Origin of the sequence: Psychroflexus sediminis, assembly GCF_900099815.1 — a bacterium.
Classification (GTDB): Bacteria; Bacteroidota; Bacteroidia; order Flavobacteriales; family Flavobacteriaceae; genus Psychroflexus; species Psychroflexus sediminis.
Genome location: NZ_FNCW01000002.1, coordinates 217,716 through 238,184, shown reverse-complemented (window position 1 = coordinate 238,184; position 20,469 = coordinate 217,716). Strand labels below are relative to the sequence as shown.

Below are 20,469 nucleotides of genomic sequence, written 5' to 3'. Positions count from 1 at the left end.
TGATTCTGATCCTGCTGGATGACATGTGCAGCAGAACACTAAACTTTTCTCTAAAACTCAGCCTGATGTCTGCCTCCGTGTTCCACTGAAGTAGTCGATGATCACCTCAAGTGTCCGCCCTAGTCGGATATATCGAGAAGTGAATTCGAAATTTTTAAATTATCGAATTCACTAAAGCGTTTTATTATGCACCACAAAGTCACAAAGGACACAAAGAAGAAAATCTCTGTGCACTCCGTGGTAAATAGAGCTGATTAAAATCCATTATACATAAAACTAAAGCAGCTTTAAACTCACCACAAAAACACAGAGGACACAAAAGCTTTCTTTTTGTAGTTCACGACTCCGTGGTAAAATCCATATTTAATCCAAACAAACACCATGTTCAATTTTGGCTAAGCCATAATTTCAACTAAATTTACATTCAACAAATATTGACCTATGGCTTCCAAAAAACGACTTTTTCTTGTAGATGCATACGCAATGATTTTCCGTGGCTATTACGCCCTCATCAAGAATCCCAGAATCAATTCCAAAGGACAGGATACCTCAGCCATCATGGGCTTTATGAATTCCCTTTTTGATGTGATCAAACGGGAAAACCCGGACCATCTGGCCGTGTGTTTCGATAAAGACGGAAGCAAGGAGCGCAAGGAAATGTACGAAGCCTATAAAGCCAATCGCGATGAAACCCCAAAGGTCATCAAAGAATCCATCCCCATCATTCAGGACATCCTTCACGCCATGGAAATCCCGGTTGTAGAAATCTCAGGCATGGAAGCCGATGACATTATAGGCACTCTGGCCAAGCAGGCCGAAGCCGAAGGTTACGAAGTCCATATGGTGACGCCAGACAAGGATTTTGCTCAACTGGTCACCAAAAACATCTACATGCAGCGCCCGGCCAGGATGGGCAATGGCGTTGAAAAATGGGGCATTCCTGAAGTTCAGAAGAAGTTTGGTGTTGAACGCCCCGAGCAGGTCATCGACTTTCTGGGGATGATGGGCGATGCTTCCGATAATATCCCGGGATTGCCGGGTGTTGGAGAAAAAACAGCCAAAAAGTTCCTCCAGCAGTTTGGCTCCATGGAAGCTCTATTGGAAAACACCGACCAGCTGAAAGGCAAAATGAAAGAGAAAGTCGAAGCCAACGCCGAGCTCGGACTGCTGTCCAAAAAGCTGGCTACCATCTTTACCGATTGTGAGGTCACCTTCGATGAAGCCAAATATGAAGTCTCTCCACCTCAGGTGGAAAAGGTCCTGGAGATTTTTAAAGATTTAGAATTTCGAAGATTGACGGAGCAGTTTGTCAAAATGTATAACACAGGTGAAGCTGCCTCTGAAGAAACCTCTTCAAAAAAAGCATCACCAACTGCAGGAGCCGGACAGTTTTCACTTTTCGGCAATGACACCGACGCTGCCAACGTCGATCCGGCTGATTTTGACGGCTACAAAACTTTAGAGAATACAGACCACCACTACCAGTACGTCAAAGGAAAGATGTCTGTAAAACTGTTTATGGACAGGCTCATGAAGCAAACATCGGTATGTTTTGATACGGAAACCACGAGCCTCAAAACTCTGGATGCCGAATTAGTGGGGATTGCGTTTTCCTGGGAAGCCCATAAAGGCTATTATGTCGTCTTTCCGGAAGACCGGGATGAAGCCCAGGAACTCATTGAGGTCCTGAGACCCTTTTTTGAATCCAAAGAAATCGAGAAAATCGGACAGAATCTGAAGTATGACATTAAGGTTCTCGCCAACTACAACTTAAAAGTTAAAGGGCCTTTATTTGATACCATGCTGGCACATTACATCATCAACCCGGACATGCGTCATAATATGAGTGTCCTGGCGGAGACCTATCTCAACTATTCACCACAGCCCATTTCAGAGCTGATTGGCAAGGGGAAAAATCAAAAGTCCATGCGTATGGTAGACCTGGAAGACCAGACGCAGTACGCTGTAGAAGATGCCGATATCACCTTCCAGCTCAAGACCTTTTTTGAAAAGGAACTGAAAGAAGCTTCCAACGAACCCCTGTTCAAAGACATTGAGATCCCTTTACTAAGGGTTCTAGCGGCTATGGAAATTGAAGGTATAAACCTCGATAAGTCAGCATTGGAAAATATTTCAGAAAAGCTCAATGAAGATATCAAGCGCTTAGAACAGTCGGTTTATGAAGCAGCACAGGAAGAATTCAATATCGGTTCTCCCAAGCAGCTAGGAGAAATTCTTTTCGCTAAACTGGAAATTGCAAAAAAACCAAAGAAAACCAAATCCGGTCAGTATTCTACTGCAGAAGATGTTTTATCTCAATTTACTAAAGAGCACAAAATCGTGAGAGAGGTTTTAGAGTGGAGGCAGCTTTCCAAGCTAAAAAGCACCTATGTGGATGCGCTGCCCAAGCAGATTCATCCCAAAACCAAACGCGTACATACCGAATTTATGCAAACCGTTGCCGCTACAGGGCGATTGAGCTCCAACAACCCCAACTTACAGAACATTCCTATCCGGACAGAACGCGGACGTGAAGTGAGAAAAGCCTTTGTGCCGAGAGATGAAAATCACGTCTTACTCGCTGCCGATTATTCTCAGATCGAATTGAGGATCATCGCCGCTTTGAGTCAGGAAGAAAACATGATGGAAGCCTTTAAGAACGGGGAAGATATCCACGCTTCCACAGCTGCTAAAGTCTTTGGGGTCGACATTGAAGACGTGACCAGAGCACAGCGTAGCAATGCTAAAACAGTGAATTTCGGAATCATCTATGGGGTTTCCGCTTTCGGCTTAAGCAATCAAACCGATTTAAACCGAACGGAATCTAAGGAACTGATTGAAACTTACTACAAGACCTATCCGAAACTCAGAGATTATATCAATGAGCAGATCGAATTTGCCAAGGAAAACGGCTACGTCAAAACAGTGATGGGCAGAAGACGCTATCTGAAAGACATCAATGCCAGAAACAATGTGGTTCGCAGCGCGGCAGAGCGAAATGCCGTGAATGCACCGATTCAGGGGAGCGCTGCCGATATCATCAAAGTAGCCATGATCCATATTTATGAAGCCCTGGAGGAAAACAACTTCAAATCGAAAATGCTCCTCCAGGTGCATGATGAACTGATCTTCGACGCCCATAAAGATGAACTCGAAGAACTCAAGGCTCTGGTCAAAGACAAAATGGAGAACGCCTTTAAACTCGATGTCCCATTAGATGTGGATATGGGTACCGGGCAAAACTGGCTGGAGGCGCATTAAAATATCATAGCCCACGATTTAAATCGTGGGCTATGATATTTAACCCACAATATTCACAATCTTACCGGGCACAATAATCACCTTTTTAGGGGTTTTGCCTTCCAGTTGTTTTTGAGTGCGTTCATCGGCCATGACTATTTCTTCGATTTCATCTTTGCTGAGGTCCAGCGATAAATCCATGGTAAAGCGCATCTTTCCGTTGAAGGAAATCGGATAGGTTTTGGAATCTTCCTTGAGGTATTTTTCTTCAAACTTAGGGTAAGCTACTTCTGAAATACCTTCTGAATGACCCAGACCTTCCCACAATTCCTCAGCGATATGTGGCGCATAAGGTGAAATTAAAATGGCGAGCGGCTCAAGAATTTCTCTTGAATTGCACTTCTGCTGAGTCAATTCGTTCACGCAGATCATAAAAGTAGACACCGACGTATTGAAACTAAAGTCTTCGATATCCTGGGTGACTTTTTTGATGGTTTTGTGCAGCGTTTTCAAGGATTCTTTACTTCCAGGTTCATCTGAAATCTGAAAGTCAGACTCCCCTCCTTGGGAGGGGTCGGGGGAGGCTTGGGAATACAACTTCCAGAGCTTTTTCAGAAAGTTATGAACTCCAGAAAGTCCGGCGGTATTCCAGGGCTTCGCCTGTTCTATGGGACCAAGAAACATTTCGTAAAGACGTAAGCTGTCGGCGCCATATTCTTCACAAACATCGTCCGGATTGACCACGTTAAATTTAGATTTCGACATTTTTTCGACTTCGCGAGAAACCGTAAAATCCCCTCCCGACCTCCCCAAAGGGGAGGAGTTGGCATCGTAAAGTTCTCCGTTGCTTAAGATGAATTTAGCTTCGCTAAATTCGGGTTTTATTTTCTTTAAACCTTCAATATCAAGTTGATTCGAGGTGTTGACTACAGAAACATCAACATGAATAGGATCAAAAGACCTTTCCATAATAAGCATATTACTTTGTCCTAAAGAAAAAATCTTCTTTAGAATTGGAGTATATTTAATTATAATTTCAGAATCTATGATATTATTATTTTTATCAAAAATTCCATTTTCTCTTATAAAGATATTTTCAAATTTTGAAAGTTCTTCTTTTATTGACTTAACAAAGTCATAGGTGATATATATATTCTCTCCAATTCTACCTTCTCCACCTGATGCCTTATACCTATAAACAAAAGCGCTTTCCCCCAGAATCATCCCCTGGTTAATCAGCTTTTTAAAAGGTTCGTCTACCGGCAGAACCCCTCTGTCGTTCAGGAATTTGGTCCAGAACCGGGAATATAACAAATGACCGGTAGCATGTTCGCTTCCTCCAATGTATAGGTCAACGTTTTTCCAGTAGTTCAAAGCTTCATCGGAGGCGATATGCTGGTCGCGGTTGTTCTGCTCTTCCATATAGCGGAACAGGTACCAGGAACTCCCGGCCCAGCCGGGCATGGTATTCAATTCGAGAGGAAAAACGCTCTTGTGATCGATTTTATCATTAGAAACCACCTGATTAGTTTCTGTGTCCCAGGCCCATTCGGTAGCTCTCCCCAAAGGTGGCGCACCGTCTTCCGTGGGCAGGTACTTCTCCACTTCCGGAAGTTTCAAAGGCAGGTGTTTTTCAGCTATCATTTTAGGCAGGTCGTTGACGTAATACACCGGAAATGGTTCTCCCCAGTAACGCTGTCTTGAGAACACAGCATCCCGTAATCTGTAGTTGATTTTTTTATCTCCTGCACCAATATCGGCCAGGGCTTCAATCGCCTTAGGAATGGCTTCCAAAACGCCCAAACCATCGAGAAAATCGGAGTTTGCGATTTTGGTGGTATTGGTTTTATCGGTATAGGCTTCTTCAGAAATATCTATGCCTTGAAATACGTTAGGGATGGGAATACCGAAGTGTTTGGCAAAATCATGATCGCGCTGATCACCACAGGGGACCGCCATCACCGCGCCGGTTCCGTAGCTGGCCAGCACATAATCGCCAATCCAGATCGGAATGGGTTTCTGGGTTAAAGGATGCTCAGCAAAAGCACCTGTAAATACTCCCGTTATGCTTTTAACATCTGCCATACGCTCGCGTTCGCTTCGCCTGGCAGCAGCTTTTACATAGGTATCCACTGCTTCTTTTTGTTCCGGGGTCGTGATCTGACTCACCAAATCGTGCTCCGGAGCTAAGGTAATAAAGGACACTCCAAAAATCGTGTCGGGACGCGTGGTGAAAGCCTCAATTAAAAATTTTGAATTTTGAATTTTGAATTTTAATTGTGCTCCAACTGATTTTCCAATCCAGTTTTTCTGAGTTTCTTTTAGACTTTCGCTCCAGTCCAAATCGTCTAATCCTGAAAGCAGACGTTCAGCAAAGGCAGAAATACGCATGCTCCACTGCTTCATTTTCTTTCTCACAACGGTATGTCCTCCGCGTTCGGAGACACCGTTGACGATTTCATCATTGGCCAGCACGGTTCCTAAAGCCGGACACCAGTTTACTTCGGTTTCTGCGAGGTAAGTCAATCTATAGTTAAGCAGGTGCTGTTCTTTTTCATCATCCGAAAAGGCCTTCCAGTCTTCAGCAGAGAATTCTGGTGTATCGCCATCACAAACCGCTTGAACTTCTGAATTTCCTTCACTTTCAAAAATCTGAATCAGGTCCGAAATCGGTTTGGACTTCTGAGCAGCTTCGTCATACCAGCTTTCAAACAACTGGATAAAAATCCATTGTGTCCATTTGTAATACTTGGGATCGCTGGTGCGAACTTCCCGGCTCCAGTCGAAAGAGAAACCGATTTTATCGAGTTGCTCTCTATACCTTTTGATATTGGCTTCGGTAGTTTTGGCAGGGTGCTGACCCGTCTGGATCGCATACTGCTCGGCCGGTAAACCAAAGGAATCGTAGCCCTGTGGATGCAGGACATTATAACCTGAATGTCTTTTATAACGAGCATAGATATCACTGGCAATATAACCCAGAGGATGACCCACATGCAGACCGGCTCCCGATGGATAAGGGAACATATCCAATACGTAAAACGGAGGTTTGGGCTCTCCTGAAAAGTCCTGAGGCTGTTTAGCCTTAAAAGTCTGATGCTTTGCCCAATATTTTTGCCAATCCTGCTCTATTCTTTTAAAATCGTATGCCATAATGAAATGCTTATTTGCAAATGGCAAAACTAATATATATGGGTTTAACTCCTAGCACAAAGTAGAATATTAAAAGTACAAAGTAAGAAGTACTCAGTTAGAAATGTAGAAAGGAAATAGGTCTTAGCAAAATTCTGTATTCTCATGTTCTTTCTTCATTATTCGTGTTGGTCTGCGAATTTTTGAATCTGTGAATTCATGATTAAGACAAAAGAAATACGCTAGTTAAGCCGCAGAATCATTTTGAATTTGAATTCACTATAGAAATACTTCGTTCTGCTTTTAATTTCTATATTTAGTTTCCTAAACTTTGATTAATGAAATTTATAAAGAACCTCCTGAAAGCAGTACTGATCCTTTTTGGCTTACTCATAGTCACCCTCTATATCACAGACACCGATTACCTGATCAAAGCAGTGCGCACAATTTATATGCAGGGACATACCACGGCCTTTTTAGAGGATTACGAGCGCTTTGATAACCAGTTTATCGAGAAAGGAACACCCCAGGCCTGGCCAAAACACAAAGCCTATAATTCGGTTGCTGAAACTAAAACATTGCAGAAAGCGAATAAAGACTGGGGAACCGTAGCTTATGTAATCATTAAAAACGATAGTATTTGGTTTGAAAACTATTATGATGAATATGATGCCAACTCTAAATCGAATTCCTTTTCTATGGCCAAAAGCTATGTGTCCGGATTGCTGGGCAAAGCGATTATGGAAGGCCACATCGAAAGTTTAGAGCAACCGGTTTGCGATTTTTTACCTGCCTTTTGCGAGGGTGATGCCGCAAAAATGACGGTAGGTGATTTATCGAGTATGGCGTCAGGCACCAATTGGGACGAAGCTTACTATTCGCCATTATCCATTACGACGCGAGCTTATTTTGATGATGATTTACGTAAAGTCATCAATGGCCTGGAGATGGAAACCACTCCGGGGCAGGCTTTCAAATACGCCAGTGGAGATACCCAAATGCTGGCTATGCTTATTGAAAAGGCGACTGGCAAAAAAATATACAATTATTTAAGCGAAAGTTTTTGGAAACCTTTGGGAAGCCAGAATTCAGCCTTATGGCAGGTGGATAGCGCTGAGGAAAATATGGTGAAAGCCTACTGCTGTATAGCCAGCAATGCTAAAGATTTTGCGCGTTTTGGAAAGTTATATAAAGACCACGGAAAATGGAATGGACAGCAAATCCTGGACTCTGCTTTTGTTGCAAAATCCTTAAAACCCCGTTTCTCTTCCAGCCCGCAATATGGATATGGCTGGTGGCTTAAAAACCAAAACGACAAAGATTTTTTTATGATGCGCGGACATCTTGGTCAATACGTCATCGTACAGCCCGAGGATGATGTGATTATAGTGCGCCTGGGACATCAAAAATCTCCTGATGCCGGTATTGGGGCTTATACCAGGGATATTTCATTGTACATTGATGAAGCTTATAAAATGATGAATCAGGATCGCTTCCCTACAAGAAATAAAAAAGGCTCGTAATGCACTAGATCACATTATCACTCCCCATAATTCAGTTTAAATGTGTCTGTAAAATCACAGGTTGATACTTAAGATTTAAAATCTATAACCCACATAAAAATCTCCGGTAGCAACAAACTCATCAGGACTATTACTCAATAAATTCCTGCCGATACCTAATTTGATTTGAAACAAAAATCCGCTGGAATTGATCCATTTGGAACCTACAGCCAATCCCGGAGCTACATCAAAAAAAGAGTCATCCTCAAAAACTTCATTAGCTTGTTGACTGAAATAATATTCATCTTGATCTCCAGTGTAAAAATACGTAAATGCCTCTACAAAAAATCCATGCCCTTTAAATTCTGGATTATCACCAAAATAAAATCTATAATATGGAATAATCCCAAATTTTTCAGTCTCGATTGCATCATCAAAATTTAGCATCAGCGAAACCCCAAGGCCAGAAGCAGTGGAATTGATATACTCGTAGCTAAGGTCTAAAAACCCTCCGGCTAAAAGCCTAAAGGCTCCTAATCTCAACTCGTGAACTTTTTCGTAATTATTTTGGGAATTTACATCTATTGCTGAAGACTTTTCATCGTTTTGAGCAAAAGTAAATGTGAAGCAAAGCAATAAAGCAAGAGTGATGAATGGTTTCATAGTTAAGTAGGTAATGAGTTGCGGCTAAAATATATAAAATAAGGTTTCAATCTCTCTTAATATTAGAAATAATGAAATTCATTTAAGTCCACAGCAGCGCACCCGATAAAAGTATAAACCCTGAAATCCACTAAGCTATAAGGAGTGAAGAGTTGAAGTGTATGCCGGGGTGAAGTCACCCATGAAATTAATATGAGCAAGTGACGTTATAATGCTATAGTTTTATATTTTTACCAAAACTTACGGCGTGGCTTCTTCTTTTGAAAAATACCAAAAACGACGATTGATTACTTCCTACTTTTCGGTGGTAATCAGCATTGCTTTGGTTTTGTTTCTGGTTGGATTACTGGCCTTACTGGTGCTAAACACCAAGAAAGTGGCAGACCATTTTAAGGAACAAATCGCCTTATCCATCTACTTTAAAGACACAGCCAAGGAAGTGGAAATCGACCAATTGCAGAAGTCCCTGGCCCTCTCGGAATACACCAAAACCATAGAATTTGTATCCAAAGAAGAGGCAGCTAAAGCCTATAGCAAAGAAATCGGTGAAGATTTTATGGAGTTTCTGGGTTACAATCCCCTCCAAAATTCGGTTGATGTGTATTTCAATGCCGATTATGTGTCTGAAACGAAAATCGCTGAAATTTCAAGAGATCTTGGAGAAAAGGAGTTTGTAGATGAAATCATCTACGACAAACCTTTGATTGCGCTTCTGAACGACAATATAAAACGACTGAGTTTTTGGATTTTGGCGGTAAGCGGATTGCTGACTTTTATCGCTGTCTTACTGATCAATAGCTCGATTAGACTTTCGGTTTACGCTAAGCGATTTACGATAAAAACCATGCAAATGGTCGGGGCGACCAAGCGCTTTATAAGACGCCCATTTATTCTGAAAAGCGTAAAACTCGGCATCATAGGGTCGACTATTTCTTTGATAGGCATGGCTATAGTGCTGTATTATCTCGATAAGAGTTTCCCCGAACTAAAGCTTATAAGTGATGAAATCCTGTTGGCGGGAATTTTTGCGGGTGTTCTTGTACTTGGCATCCTCATTTCGTGGTTAAGCACATTCTTTGCGACTCAGCGCTTCTTAAATTTAAAAACTGACGAATTGTATTACTAATATGGGAGAAAGTAAACGTAAAAAAGAGGAGAAGGCTAAAAATAAATTTATTTTCGAAAGGGAAAATTATAAGTTTATGGTCATAGGTCTGGCTGTAATTGCCCTAGGATTTATCCTCATGGCTGGTGGCGGAAGTGATGATCCCAATGTATATAATCCTGAAATTTTTAGCTGGAGACGAATTCGTCTTGCTCCAACTTTGGTTTTGATTGGCTTTGCTATTGAAGTTTATGCTATTCTATTAAAGCCCAAATCCTCTAAATAATGGATGTTTGGGAGGTGAGTGTCCTTGGTATAATCCAGGGCTTGACAGAATTTCTACCCGTATCCTCTAGTGGACATCTGGAATTGGGGAAAGCGATTTTAGGAGATGACAGCTTGCCGAAAGAATCTTTATTACTCACTGTTATTCTTCATTTTGCAACTGCTTTGAGTACTGTTGTGATTTTTAGAAAAGACATTCTTGAAATTCTCAGAGGTTTGTTTTCTTTTCGATGGAATGCAGAAACCAAATTTTCACTAAAGATCATTATATCTATGATCCCTGCTGCTTTTGTCGGTTATTATTTTGAATCTGAAATGGAACTGCTTTTTGGAGGGAATCTACTTCTGGTCGGCTTTATGCTCATTGTTACTGCGCTTTTACTCTGGCTTTCCGACAGAGCAAAAGCCACTCAAAAACGGGTTTCTTACTCCAATTCTTTCGTTATTGGCGTGGCCCAGGCTATCGCCATAATGCCCGGGATTTCCAGAAGTGGTGCTACTATAGCTACTTCCGTATTGCTTGGAAATGACAAAGCCAAAGCGGCGCGATTTTCATTTTTGATGGTGGTCCCTCTTATCTTAGGAAAAATTGCAAAAGACATCACTGGAGGTGAAATCACCTTGGAAAATGCTGACATACTTATTTACGGAGCAGGCTTTTTGGCGGCATTTGTCTCTGGTTTGTTTGCCTGTACCTGGATGATCTCTATTGTGAAACGCAGCAAACTCAGGTATTTTTCAATTTACTGTTTTGTAGTAGGTGTAAGTGCTATCATATTTACTCAAGTCAATGGATAAACTGAGTCTAGAAGATATAAAAGAAGGACAAGTCTTATTATTTGATAAGCCTTTGCACTGGACCTCTTTCCAGGTCGTAAACAAAGTAAGATGGCTTATCAAACAAAAATTCGGGCTCAAGAAAATAAAAGTAGGCCATGCGGGCACTCTGGATCCTTTAGCGACAGGTCTGGTGATTTTATGTACGGGAAAAGCGACCAAAACCATTGAAACCCTGATGGGGCAAACCAAAGTGTATACCGGTGAATTCACCCTGGGTGCCACAACAGCATCCTATGATATGGAAACTGAAATTGATAAAACATATGACATTTCACATATCACGCAGGAGTTAATCGATCGCAGCTTAACTCAATTTCAGGGAGAGATTATGCAGCGCCCACCTATATTTTCAGCCTTGAAAAAAGAAGGAAAACGCCTGTACGAATTCGCAAGAAAGGGAGAAGAAGTCGATATTCCTCTGCGGAAAGTTCATATCGATAGTTTTGAAATCCTTGAAAACAACTTACCCCAGCTTAAGTTCAAAGTCCAGTGTAGCAAAGGAACTTACATTCGAAGTCTGGCTTATGATTTTGGGAAAGCTTTGGATTCTGGCGCATACCTTTCTGAACTGAGACGAACTCAAATTGGGGATTACCGGGTTGAAGATGCCTTTTCCATTGAAGGTTTTGAGAACTTACTCAAGGCCTAGACCAACTCCTCTTTTAAACAATTTACCAGATCTGCTGCAATGTTTTTGCCCTTATCCTGGTTATACCATTTCTGAAGTGTGATTTTAAATTCATCTCTGAATTTTCCGAATTCCGCTTTTTCTTTCGCTACCATCTCAGCCGCTTCTTTGGGCCGCGGGCCCCAGGTGAATAGTACTTTCTCTTCTTCAGCATCAAACGCAATCAACTTTGGGATTGATTTCCCGCCATTGGTTAAAAATTCATTCATCAATTCTTCATTTTCATCTCTCAGAATGATTCTGAAATCTAGAAGCGGATTCAAATCTGTTATCTTTTTCATGATAGGGAGCACAGGTGCTGCATCGCCACACCAGCCTTCGGTAATGACCAGCCAGATTTGTTTTTGATTCACAGCTTTGATAGTCGTAATTTGATCTGGTGTTAATTCAGAGGTCTTTTCCCAGCGTTTCATTCGGTTAAAACCAAGCTTGGAATAATTCAAATAAGCCTCATTCTGTGTGAATCCCGTAGATTTACCCGCTTTTAATAGCTCTTCGATATGTTTTTTGTATTCTGAATAGCTAAAGGTTTTATCCAAATGCTTTTTTATAATTTCAATAGTGTTCTCTTGAGACATAAACTGTATTTTTACTGATGTATGGAATTTAAATTCAATTATTGTAATGGCAAAAGTAAGGTGTGACTGGTGTAATAAGTCTGAAATCTATGTGAAATATCATGATGAAGAATGGGGAAAGCCAGTTGATGCAGACCGCAAGCTTTTTGAAATGCTGGTTCTTGAAAGTTTTCAGGCAGGGCTCAACTGGTTGACAATTTTAAAAAAAAGAGAAGGTTTCAGAACAGCCTTTGACGACTTTGATTATCATGTTATTGCCGCTTATTCTGATGATAAAATTTCAAAATTGCTTCAGAATGAACACATCATAAGACACCGAGGTAAAATTGAAGCTACTGTCAGCAATGCTGATGCCTTTCTGAAGATTAAAAAGGAGTTTGGTTCGTTTTCAAAATACATCTGGAAGTTTGTGAATGGTATTCCTGTATCGAATTCCTTCTCCAGTCTTGAACAGGTCCCGGCTCAAACTGAATTGAGCCGAAGCATTTCAAAAGATCTGAAAAAGAGAGGCTTTAAATTCCTTGGGCCAACCACGGTGTATGCTTTTATGCAAGCGGTAGGTATAGTAAACGATCATCTAACTTATTGTTTTAAGCATAAAAAAAGCGCCTAATTGCTTAGGCGCTTGTATTTTAAATTAAGATGTGTCTTAGTTACTCACCAATTGAGTATCCAACTTATCCCAGGTACTGACTTGCAGAATTTTGTTGTTATCATAGTCTACTTCTGAAAGAATTCCATCATTCCAGAAAAACCATTTCCCTACTTTATTGCCTTTTTCATAAGTTGCTTTAGCAAGCTTATTTCCTTCTTTATCAAAAGATTTCCACTCGCCGTGTAGCTTATTATTGATCATATAACCTTCCTGGTGTAATTCACCGGTTTCGTAAAATATCGTCACTTTTACTAAATCTCCAACTTTCTCTGTCTTCACCAGGTCATTTTCAGTTTGAGCAAAAAGTGTAAAACTCATTAAAAATACCATTACAAGGGTGCTAAATGCTTTCATATCTCTTTTATTTTGACCCAAATATACACATAATTTACTTTTAAAAAACATTTAGTTAACATTAAATTTACATAGCATCACTCAAGCCCCTTCTACAGGGGGTTTTACTTTGATGAAAATTCCTGAGTTTCGGAGAACATATTATTCAAAAATTTCTTGAGCATAACATCAATAAGACCGCTAACTTCTTATTTTTGCAAATTGTTACACAAATCATTTAACATGTATAGAGATCACAATAACAGCGAGTTAAACATCTCATCTTTGAATAAAAAGGTGACTTTATCTGGCTGGGTTCAAAAAATAAGGGATAAAGGATTTATCATATGGGTAGATTTGAGGGATAGGTATGGCATCACCCAGCTCGTATTTGATTCTGAGCGAACGTCCAAAGAAATTATGGAGCAGGCCCGAGAACTTGGAAGAGAATTTGTGATTCAGGTGGAAGGACAGGTGTTAGAGAGGGAATCTAAAAATAAAAACATTTCTACAGGAGACATTGAAGTCCTGGTAGAAAAACTAAGCGTTCTAAATGAGTCGGAAACTCCTCCGTTTACTATTGAAGATAAGACCGATGGCGGAGAAGATTTGAGAATGAAATACCGCTATTTAGACATCAGGAGAAATCCGGTAAAGAACAAGCTGATTTTCCGAAGTAAAGTTTCAATGGCCGTCAGAAACTATCTTTCTCAACAAGATTTTGTGGAAGTTGAAACACCTTATTTAATAAAATCAACTCCCGAAGGCGCCAGAGATTTTGTGGTTCCAAGTCGAATGAACGCCGGACAATTTTATGCTTTACCACAATCGCCACAAACCTTTAAGCAATTGCTTATGGTTGGGGGCCTGGATAAGTATTTTCAAATTGTAAAGTGCTTTAGAGACGAAGATTTAAGAGCAGACAGGCAGCCTGAATTTACTCAGATAGACTGCGAAATGACTTTCGTGGAACAGGAAGATATTCTCAATACCTTTGAAGGCCTCACCAGGCATCTACTCAAAGAAATCAATGGTATTGATGTGAAGGAATTTCCTCGCATGACCTATGATGAGGCCATGAAAACCTATGGGAATGACAAGCCTGACATCAGGTTTGGGATGAAGTTTGGCGAATTGAATGCAGCAGCACAACATAAGGAGTTTAAGGTGTTTAATGAGGCTGAATTAATCGTAGGTATTGCTGTTCCTGGGGCTGCATCTTATTCGAGGAAAGAAATAGACAAACTTATAGACTGGGTGAAGCGTCCGCAGGTTGGGGCCAAAGGCATGGTTTACGTCAAGTACAATGTAGACGGAAGTTTAAAATCATCTGTGGATAAATTTTATGACGAAGCCGATTTAAAAACCTGGGCAGAACAGACCGATGCTCACCCAGGTGATTTAATTTGCATTTTATCTGGCGATGCCCACACAACTCGCGGACAGTTAAGCGCCTTGCGTATGGAACTGGGAAACCGCCTTGGATTGAGAAAACCTCATGAATTTGCTCCACTTTGGGTTATAGATTTCCCTTTATTGGAATGGGATGAAGAGACACAGCGCTACCATGCCATGCACCATCCGTTCACCTCTCCTAAAGCAGGGCAAATTGAATTATTAGACAAAGATCCGGGTGCCGTAAAGGCCAATGCTTATGATTTGGTTTTGAATGGAAATGAAATTGGCGGAGGTTCTATCAGAATTCACGACCAGAAGACGCAAGCTTTGATGTTTGATTATCTCGGCTTTACAAAGGAAGAAGCCGAAGCCCAGTTTGGGTTTTTGATGAAAGCCTTTACCTTTGGAGCTCCGCCACATGGCGGAATCGCTTTTGGACTGGACAGGCTGGTCGCCATTTTGGGAGGACAAGAAAGCATAAGAGATTTTATAGCCTTTCCAAAAAACAATTCCGGAAGGGATATCATGATAGATGCCCCGGCGCCTATCGACGAGGAACAGCTGAAGGAGCTCGATCTCAAATTAAGACATTAAAACCTAAGACGAAACTTCTGAAAAGCAATTTATGTTTAAAAAATTATGAAGTTAAGATCGTGGAGTTTATTAACTAATGTCCCTGTTTGGTTTGAAAAAAATTTTTCCAAACAACAGCTCCTCATTCTCATAAGTGCTGGTGTAGGATTGCTTTCCGGGCTCGTTGCGGTTCTATTAAAAAACCTTACCTATTTAATTCAGTCATTACTGGGCGGGGGATATATTTCAAATTACCACAATGCTTTCTATTTTATTTTCCCCCTCATAGGGCTTCTTCTTGTTTATTTGTTTTCAAAATTTATTCTGAAAAAAGAGATCGGACAGGGAATTACTACCACCTTATATTCCATCTCCAGAAGAAAGGGCTTTATGAGAAGGTTTCAAAATTACGCCTCGCTCATCACTGCTCCTATTACCCTAGGCTTTGGAGGGTCCGCAGGTCTGGAGGCCCCTACGGTAGTTTCCAGTGCGGCTTTGAGCACCAGTTTTTCAAAATTTCTTAATCTTACCCAAGCGTCCAGAACGCTACTGATCGGCTGCGCCGCCGCAGGTGCTATGTCTTCTATTTTTCAAGCCCCTATTGCAGGAATCATCTTTGCGATTGAGATTTTTAGTCTGGATCTGACCTTAGCATCCATGATTCCATTACTTGTAGCTTCTGTATCCTCTATTTTAACCTCTTACTTTTTCTTTGGGCCGGATATTATCCTTCACACGCAGCTTGGAGAAGCTTTTGAAATAAGTGATGTTCCCTTATATATCGCCCTGGGAATCTTTACAGCTATCGCATCGATTACGTTTACGAAGGTGTATATCTACATCTTCAAAAAGTTTAAAGCTTTCAAAAGTAAATTCAATAAAATCCTTGTTGGAGGTATCATTTTGAGTGGAATTTTATTTCTGGTCCCTCAAATCTACGGTGAAGGTTATTCTACAGTAAACGAGTTATTAGCTGGAAATCACGAACTGGTCACCAAAAATAAATTCCTTCAGGACTGGAGTACAACGTGGATGGTTATCCTCTTTTTATTACTGCTTGTCATTTTCAAAATGATTGCCACCTCAGTGACGATAGCTGCGGGCGGAATTGGAGGTATTTTTGCACCCGTTTTATTTATAGGCAGCATGATTGGACATTGCTATGGACTCGTCATCAATGCCCTGGGCATCACAAAGCTACCCGTATCGGTAAATCAATATACACTGGTGGGAATGGCAGGCCTAATGGCAGGAGTTATGCACGCCCCGCTTACCGCTATTTTCCTTATTGCTGAAATTACCAGCGGTTATAGTCTTTTTGTACCTTTAATGATTACTGCAGCAATATCCTACGTCATTACCAGCCAGTTTCAGCCCAACTCAGTATATACCATGGAACTGGCTGAGCGCGGAGATTTGGTTACTCACAACAAAGACCAGGCTGTACTAACTTTGATGGACATACATCAAGTGATTGAAGATAATTTCCAGGTCCTTACGATTGACATGAATCTTGAACAGATTATCAATGAAGGGGTTATTAAATCGAAGCGAAATATCTTTCCTGTCGTAGATGAAAATAACTTATTTAAAGGTATTATTCTTCTGGACGGCATACGAAGCATCATGTTCGACAAAAGTCTTTACCAGGAAATGACTGTTATCGATTTAATGCAAAATGCACCTGATGTGATAGAACTTAACGAATGTAAAATGAAGGACATTATGAAAAAATTTCAAGAAACCGATGCCTGGAATTTACCAGTCGTAAGAGAAGGCAAGTACGTTGGTTTTATCTCGAAATCAAAGTTACTTACGGCCTACAGACAAAAATTAATTGAAGTCACTGTTTAAATTTATACGATGAGAGCACTTATTAAACTGGTTTTTATACTTATTGCCGCCGGGTTTGCGGTTGGAGTCTATTTCAACCTGTATAAAGATGAACTTATGGGCGAACGTATCATCGGAATAAGTGTACTTGCCAGCGCTTTTGTCTTGATGCCGCTATTTTTGGCGCATCGCTGGAAAGGCAAACGCCTACAAGACTACACACTGACCAAAGAAAATATGGATAGGATGAATAAAAAGAATCATGGTAAAGCCTCTGACAAGGAGGATTCTAAGGATAATAATTCAAATTGAAACCACTAGCTTATTGAAAATGATTTATTTAAGGTAAATTTTTTCAATAAAATGAACGCAGAACATTAATTTTGTTTACTTTTGTTGCAATTATTAATTATTATTTATTATTATGCAAGGTAAAGTAAAATTTTTCAATGAGTCTAAAGGTTATGGATTCATTACAAACGACGAAACAGGAGAAGATATTTTTGTTCACGTTACAGGACTAAACGGAGAAACTCTTAATGAGGGTGACGAAGTTGAGTACACAGAAGAAGAAGGAAGAAAAGGAATGAACGCTACAGACGTACGTTTGATCTAATCATATAACATTTTTTTTTCAAAACCTTAAAATGCCACTCAAACGAGTGGCATTTTTGTTTGAAGACCCCTTACCCCCAAAAGGTAAATACTAAGCCTGCCTTTTGAATTTTTTTTACAGAAATTTGGTGTTTTTAAAATCATTCTTCTCTCCTCTGTAGATTCCGATCGCTATCCAGGAGGCAAACTTTAAAAGCATATTTATCTAAATCCAAAATCTAATACCTCAAAAGCGCCTTCCTTACAAAAAAGACCGCATTGCAAATCCAATCCCGTAATTCATTAAAAACAGACTGCAGGTCACTACACGTTCGCCTCAGGTTTATTCTCAGCAGCCGAAGGGCTCGGGTTGATATTATTCCCGGACATAGTTCTCCTGAGTCAGGTCAAAAAAATCAGGCAAACCCTGAGGCTTGAAAAAAAATACTAGGATGGTAGGCTGTCGTAACTACAGGCATAGATTTAGTAAACAAAAAAACTCCTTTAACTTAATAAAGGAGTACTATTAATGTCTAAGACCGTATTGATTTACTCTACGACTTCAGCGTCTTCAGTATTGTCAATCAAAACCTGACCTCTGTAAAACATTTTACCTTCGTGCCAGTGGGCTCTGTGAAATAAATGCGCTTCGCCAGTGGTTGTATCTGTTGCGATTTGTGGCATTTTGGCCTTAATGTGACCTCTTCTTTTATCTCTTCTTGTCTTGGATATTTTTCTCTTTGGATGTGCCATTGCTCAAGTATGTATTTATTCGTTTAGTAATTCCTTTAATTTATCCCAACGCGGGTCTGTGTCCTCTTCTTTTTTTTCTTCTTCTGAAATTGATTTAGGTTCCAACTCTTGTAATTTTTCAAGAATATCTGATTGGATACTGCCATCTTCAACACCTGGGTGAATCCTTTTGGCTGGTAAACCTAAAATAACTCCTTCATAAATGTACTGCTGAACTTCTACTTCATGCTCTCCATGCTGTAAAATCAGTAATTCTTCATTGTCATCATTAAATGCATCTCCAAACTTGACCACCAAAGACAAGCGATTATCTATGTCCTGGTTGTAAGGTTCCAAAGTCACATCACAATTGACATTGACATGGCCTGTGAAGTAGAACTCCAGTTCGAGCATGTTTGCTTTTTTGGTGAATTCTATATCTACACTAACCTCAGAACTATTAAATTCCTGAAAATCAAAAAGCTCAAAGAACGCATTATCAATCTTATAATCAAATCTGTGCTCTCCTTCTTTCAATCCTACAAAGGGTATGGCGTAAGCCTTAAACTTCCTCATCCAACATCAGTTTTGAGCCTGCAAATATATTAAAAATTCGTAATAATCCCTGCTAAAATTCAATAATGATTTTATAAAGGATTTTTAGTGAGTTTCAGGTACTCTATTCTGTTTCTAAATATGGATATCGACATAAAAATGGCCTGGGTAAATGAGCTGCTTTCTGCGATTCCCTTTCCAGCAATATCAAAGGCTGTCCCATGATCTGGCGAGGTTCTTATCCTGTTGAGACCTGCTGTAAAATTAACTCCTTTACCAAAGGACAAGGTCTTGAAAGGAATCAATCCCTGATCGTGATAGGCCGCAATAATCGCATCGAAGTTTGCATTGTTTTTGGACCCAAAGAAGCTATCTGCAGCATAAGGACCAAAAACAAATTTACCGTTATCTACAAATTTCTTAACTGCTGGTCTGATCACCTCATCATCTTCCTTACCAATTACTCCGCCGTCTCCTGAATGCGGGTTAATGCCCAAAACTGCAATTTTAGGCTCTCTAATCCTGAAGTCTTTCTTAAGCGATTCATGTATGGCGTTCACCTTCTTACTGATAAGTTCCTCATTTATTCTTGATGAGACGTCCTTCACAGGCACGTGATCGGTGAGCAAGCCCACTTTAATGTTATCTGAGACCATAAACATCAGGCTATCCCCTTTTAATTCTCGGGCTAAAAAATCGGTATGCCCAGGGAAATTAAATTCTTCTGACTGAATGCTGTTTTTATGGATTGGCGCAGTAACAAGCGTATCGATATCTTTCTTAATCAGAGCTTCAGTAGCCGCTTTAAGGGATTTTATCGCATAGCCTCCAATGCTTTTATCTTCTTCGCCAAAATTGATCTTCACGTTTTCTTTCCACACATTCACTACATTAATTTTGCCTTCTATGGCATCTTCAGCATTAGAAATACCATGGAATTGCAATTTGATTTTAAAATGGTTTCCAAAAAACGACATTATCTTTGAGTTGGCAAAAATGACAGGAGTGAAAAGCTCTAATACCCGACTATCTTGTAATGATTTTAATATAATTTCCGGCCCAATGCCATTCATATCACCAATACTGATTCCTACCTTAATAGTTGACTTTGTATTCATAAAATTCGTCTATTTTTGTAACAACCAAAGGTAACGAAATAATCTACAATTATGTTTACAGGAATTATTGAAGAAGTGGGAAGCATCTCTAATATTGAGACTTCGGGAGGAAATATAGATTACACGATTAAAGCAAATCTCGCTAAAGAATTAAAGATAGACCAGAGCGTAGCGCACAATGGTGTTTGTTTGACAGTCGTCGATATTCATAATGACACTTACAAGGTAACCGCCATAGATGAAACCTTAAACAAAACCAATCTTAAGGACCTCAAAGAAGGCCACCTCATCAATCTGGAACGAGGGATGAAAATGAATGCACATCTGGATGGGCATATCGTGCAGGGCCATGTGGACCAGGTAGCGACTTGTGAGCGTGCAGAAACCAGGGATGGAAGCTGGGAATTTACGTTTTCCTACGACCCAAAACTCATGAATGTCACTATTGAAAAAGGCTCCATTACCATCAATGGGGTAAGTCTTACGGTAGTCAATTCAAAGCTGAATGAATTTAGCGTTGCCATCATCCCTTATACTTATGAAAACACGACTTTCAAAACTTTGAAAACAGGAGATATCGTCAATCTTGAATTTGATGTGATTGGTAAATATGTGAAGCGGTTAATGGAACTGAAATCTCAGTAG

The 20,469-nt window shown here is 40.3% G+C and carries 19 protein-coding genes; 12 read left to right on the top strand and 7 right to left on the bottom strand.

Translation table 11 applies throughout. The features are described from left to right. The first annotated feature begins 441 nt into the window (after positions 1–441). Entirely contained in the window at positions 442–3,261 is a 2,820-nt protein-coding gene (gene polA / locus BLP81_RS02535; RefSeq protein ID WP_093365305.1) for a DNA polymerase I, read from the top strand. A 39-nt stretch (positions 3,262–3,300) separates the two neighbouring features. Here the strand turns inward: polA and BLP81_RS02530 are convergent, their stop codons facing one another. After that, positions 3,301–6,393: a class I tRNA ligase family protein gene (locus BLP81_RS02530; RefSeq protein ID WP_093365302.1), complete on the bottom strand. Its 3,093-nt coding sequence runs from the start codon at positions 6,391–6,393 to the stop codon at positions 3,301–3,303. Positions 6,394–6,710: 317 nt separating this feature from the next. On the opposite strand from BLP81_RS02530, the gene BLP81_RS02525 reads away from it, so the two are divergent. After that, on the top strand, positions 6,711–7,895 hold the full coding sequence (locus BLP81_RS02525; RefSeq protein WP_093365300.1) for a serine hydrolase domain-containing protein: 1,185 nt from the start codon (positions 6,711–6,713) through the stop codon (positions 7,893–7,895). 75 nt (positions 7,896–7,970) lie between these two features. Here BLP81_RS02525 and BLP81_RS02520 read toward each other — a convergent pair whose 3' ends face one another. Further along, complete coding sequence (locus BLP81_RS02520; RefSeq protein WP_093365298.1) at positions 7,971–8,537, bottom strand: hypothetical protein; 567 nt, start codon at positions 8,535–8,537, stop codon at positions 7,971–7,973. A gap of 247 nt (positions 8,538–8,784) precedes the next feature. Here BLP81_RS02520 and BLP81_RS02515 point away from each other — a divergent pair, with 247 nt between their 5' ends. The 4 genes from BLP81_RS02515 to truB are packed head-to-tail and all read left to right on the top strand — an operon-like array spanning position 8,785 to position 11,416. Beyond that, a complete protein-coding gene (locus BLP81_RS02515) occupies positions 8,785–9,663 on the top strand; it encodes a cell division protein FtsX (protein WP_093365295.1) in 879 nt (292 codons plus the stop codon). Between the two features lies 1 nt (position 9,664). Continuing rightward, complete coding sequence (locus tag BLP81_RS02510; RefSeq protein ID WP_093365292.1) at positions 9,665–9,928, top strand: DUF3098 domain-containing protein; 264 nt, start codon at positions 9,665–9,667, stop codon at positions 9,926–9,928. Beyond that, entirely contained in the window at positions 9,928–10,725 is a 798-nt protein-coding gene (locus BLP81_RS02505) for an undecaprenyl-diphosphate phosphatase (protein ID WP_093365289.1), read from the top strand. The genes BLP81_RS02510 and BLP81_RS02505 overlap by 1 nt, the downstream gene beginning before the upstream one ends. Continuing rightward, on the top strand, positions 10,718–11,416 hold the full coding sequence (gene truB, locus BLP81_RS02500) for a tRNA pseudouridine(55) synthase TruB (protein WP_093365286.1): 699 nt from the start codon (positions 10,718–10,720) through the stop codon (positions 11,414–11,416). Before BLP81_RS02505 ends, truB begins: the two co-directional genes overlap by 8 nt. Here truB and BLP81_RS02495 read toward each other — a convergent pair. Continuing rightward, on the bottom strand, positions 11,413–12,033 hold the full coding sequence (locus BLP81_RS02495) for a thioredoxin family protein (RefSeq protein ID WP_093365283.1): 621 nt from the start codon (positions 12,031–12,033) through the stop codon (positions 11,413–11,415). The two genes, truB and BLP81_RS02495, sit on opposite strands and share 4 nt — an antisense overlap. A 46-nt stretch (positions 12,034–12,079) precedes the next feature. On the opposite strand from BLP81_RS02495, the gene BLP81_RS02490 reads away from it, so the two are divergent. After that, positions 12,080–12,646 (top strand): DNA-3-methyladenine glycosylase I, encoded by a 567-nt coding sequence (locus BLP81_RS02490; protein WP_093365280.1) that lies wholly within the window; start codon positions 12,080–12,082, stop codon positions 12,644–12,646. A 36-nt stretch (positions 12,647–12,682) separates the two neighbouring features. Here the strand turns inward: BLP81_RS02490 and BLP81_RS02485 are convergent, their stop codons facing one another. Continuing rightward, positions 12,683–13,042 (bottom strand): toxin-antitoxin system YwqK family antitoxin, encoded by a 360-nt coding sequence (locus BLP81_RS02485; RefSeq protein WP_093365460.1) that lies wholly within the window; start codon positions 13,040–13,042, stop codon positions 12,683–12,685. A 222-nt stretch (positions 13,043–13,264) separates the two neighbouring features. Between BLP81_RS02485 and aspS the strand changes: the two genes are divergently transcribed. From aspS to BLP81_RS02465, 4 genes are all read left to right on the top strand, one after another. Beyond that, positions 13,265–15,013 (top strand): aspartate--tRNA ligase, encoded by a 1,749-nt coding sequence (gene aspS / locus BLP81_RS02480; protein WP_093365277.1) that lies wholly within the window; start codon positions 13,265–13,267, stop codon positions 15,011–15,013. 45 nt (positions 15,014–15,058) lie between these two features. Beyond that, positions 15,059–16,846: a chloride channel protein gene (locus BLP81_RS02475; RefSeq protein WP_093365274.1), complete on the top strand. Its 1,788-nt coding sequence runs from the start codon at positions 15,059–15,061 to the stop codon at positions 16,844–16,846. Positions 16,847–16,855: 9 nt separating this feature from the next. Next, positions 16,856–17,137 carry a hypothetical protein gene (locus tag BLP81_RS02470; protein WP_093365272.1) on the top strand — a complete coding sequence of 94 codons (282 nt, stop codon included), beginning with the start codon at positions 16,856–16,858 and terminating at the stop codon, positions 17,135–17,137. A 112-nt stretch (positions 17,138–17,249) separates the two neighbouring features. Continuing rightward, positions 17,250–17,441: a cold-shock protein gene (locus tag BLP81_RS02465; RefSeq protein ID WP_019037592.1), complete on the top strand. Its 192-nt coding sequence runs from the start codon at positions 17,250–17,252 to the stop codon at positions 17,439–17,441. A 527-nt stretch (positions 17,442–17,968) separates the two neighbouring features. On the opposite strand, the gene rpmF is transcribed toward BLP81_RS02465, so the two are convergent. The 3 genes from rpmF to pdxA all read right to left on the bottom strand — a co-directional run bounded on the left by rpmF (position 17,969) and on the right by pdxA (position 19,824). Beyond that, positions 17,969–18,172, bottom strand: a complete 204-nt coding sequence (rpmF, locus tag BLP81_RS02460; protein WP_093365270.1) for a 50S ribosomal protein L32 — start codon at positions 18,170–18,172, stop codon at positions 17,969–17,971. A gap of 15 nt (positions 18,173–18,187) precedes the next feature. Continuing rightward, entirely contained in the window at positions 18,188–18,727 is a 540-nt protein-coding gene (locus tag BLP81_RS02455; protein ID WP_093365267.1) for a YceD family protein, read from the bottom strand. A gap of 71 nt (positions 18,728–18,798) precedes the next feature. Further along, the gene (pdxA, locus tag BLP81_RS02450) at positions 18,799–19,824 is read right to left on the bottom strand and encodes a 4-hydroxythreonine-4-phosphate dehydrogenase PdxA (RefSeq protein WP_093365263.1); all 1,026 of its coding nucleotides are present in this window, start codon (positions 19,822–19,824) and stop codon (positions 18,799–18,801) included. A gap of 51 nt (positions 19,825–19,875) precedes the next feature. On the opposite strand from pdxA, the gene BLP81_RS02445 reads away from it, so the two are divergent. Next, on the top strand, positions 19,876–20,469 hold the full coding sequence (locus tag BLP81_RS02445) for a riboflavin synthase (protein WP_093365260.1): 594 nt from the start codon (positions 19,876–19,878) through the stop codon (positions 20,467–20,469).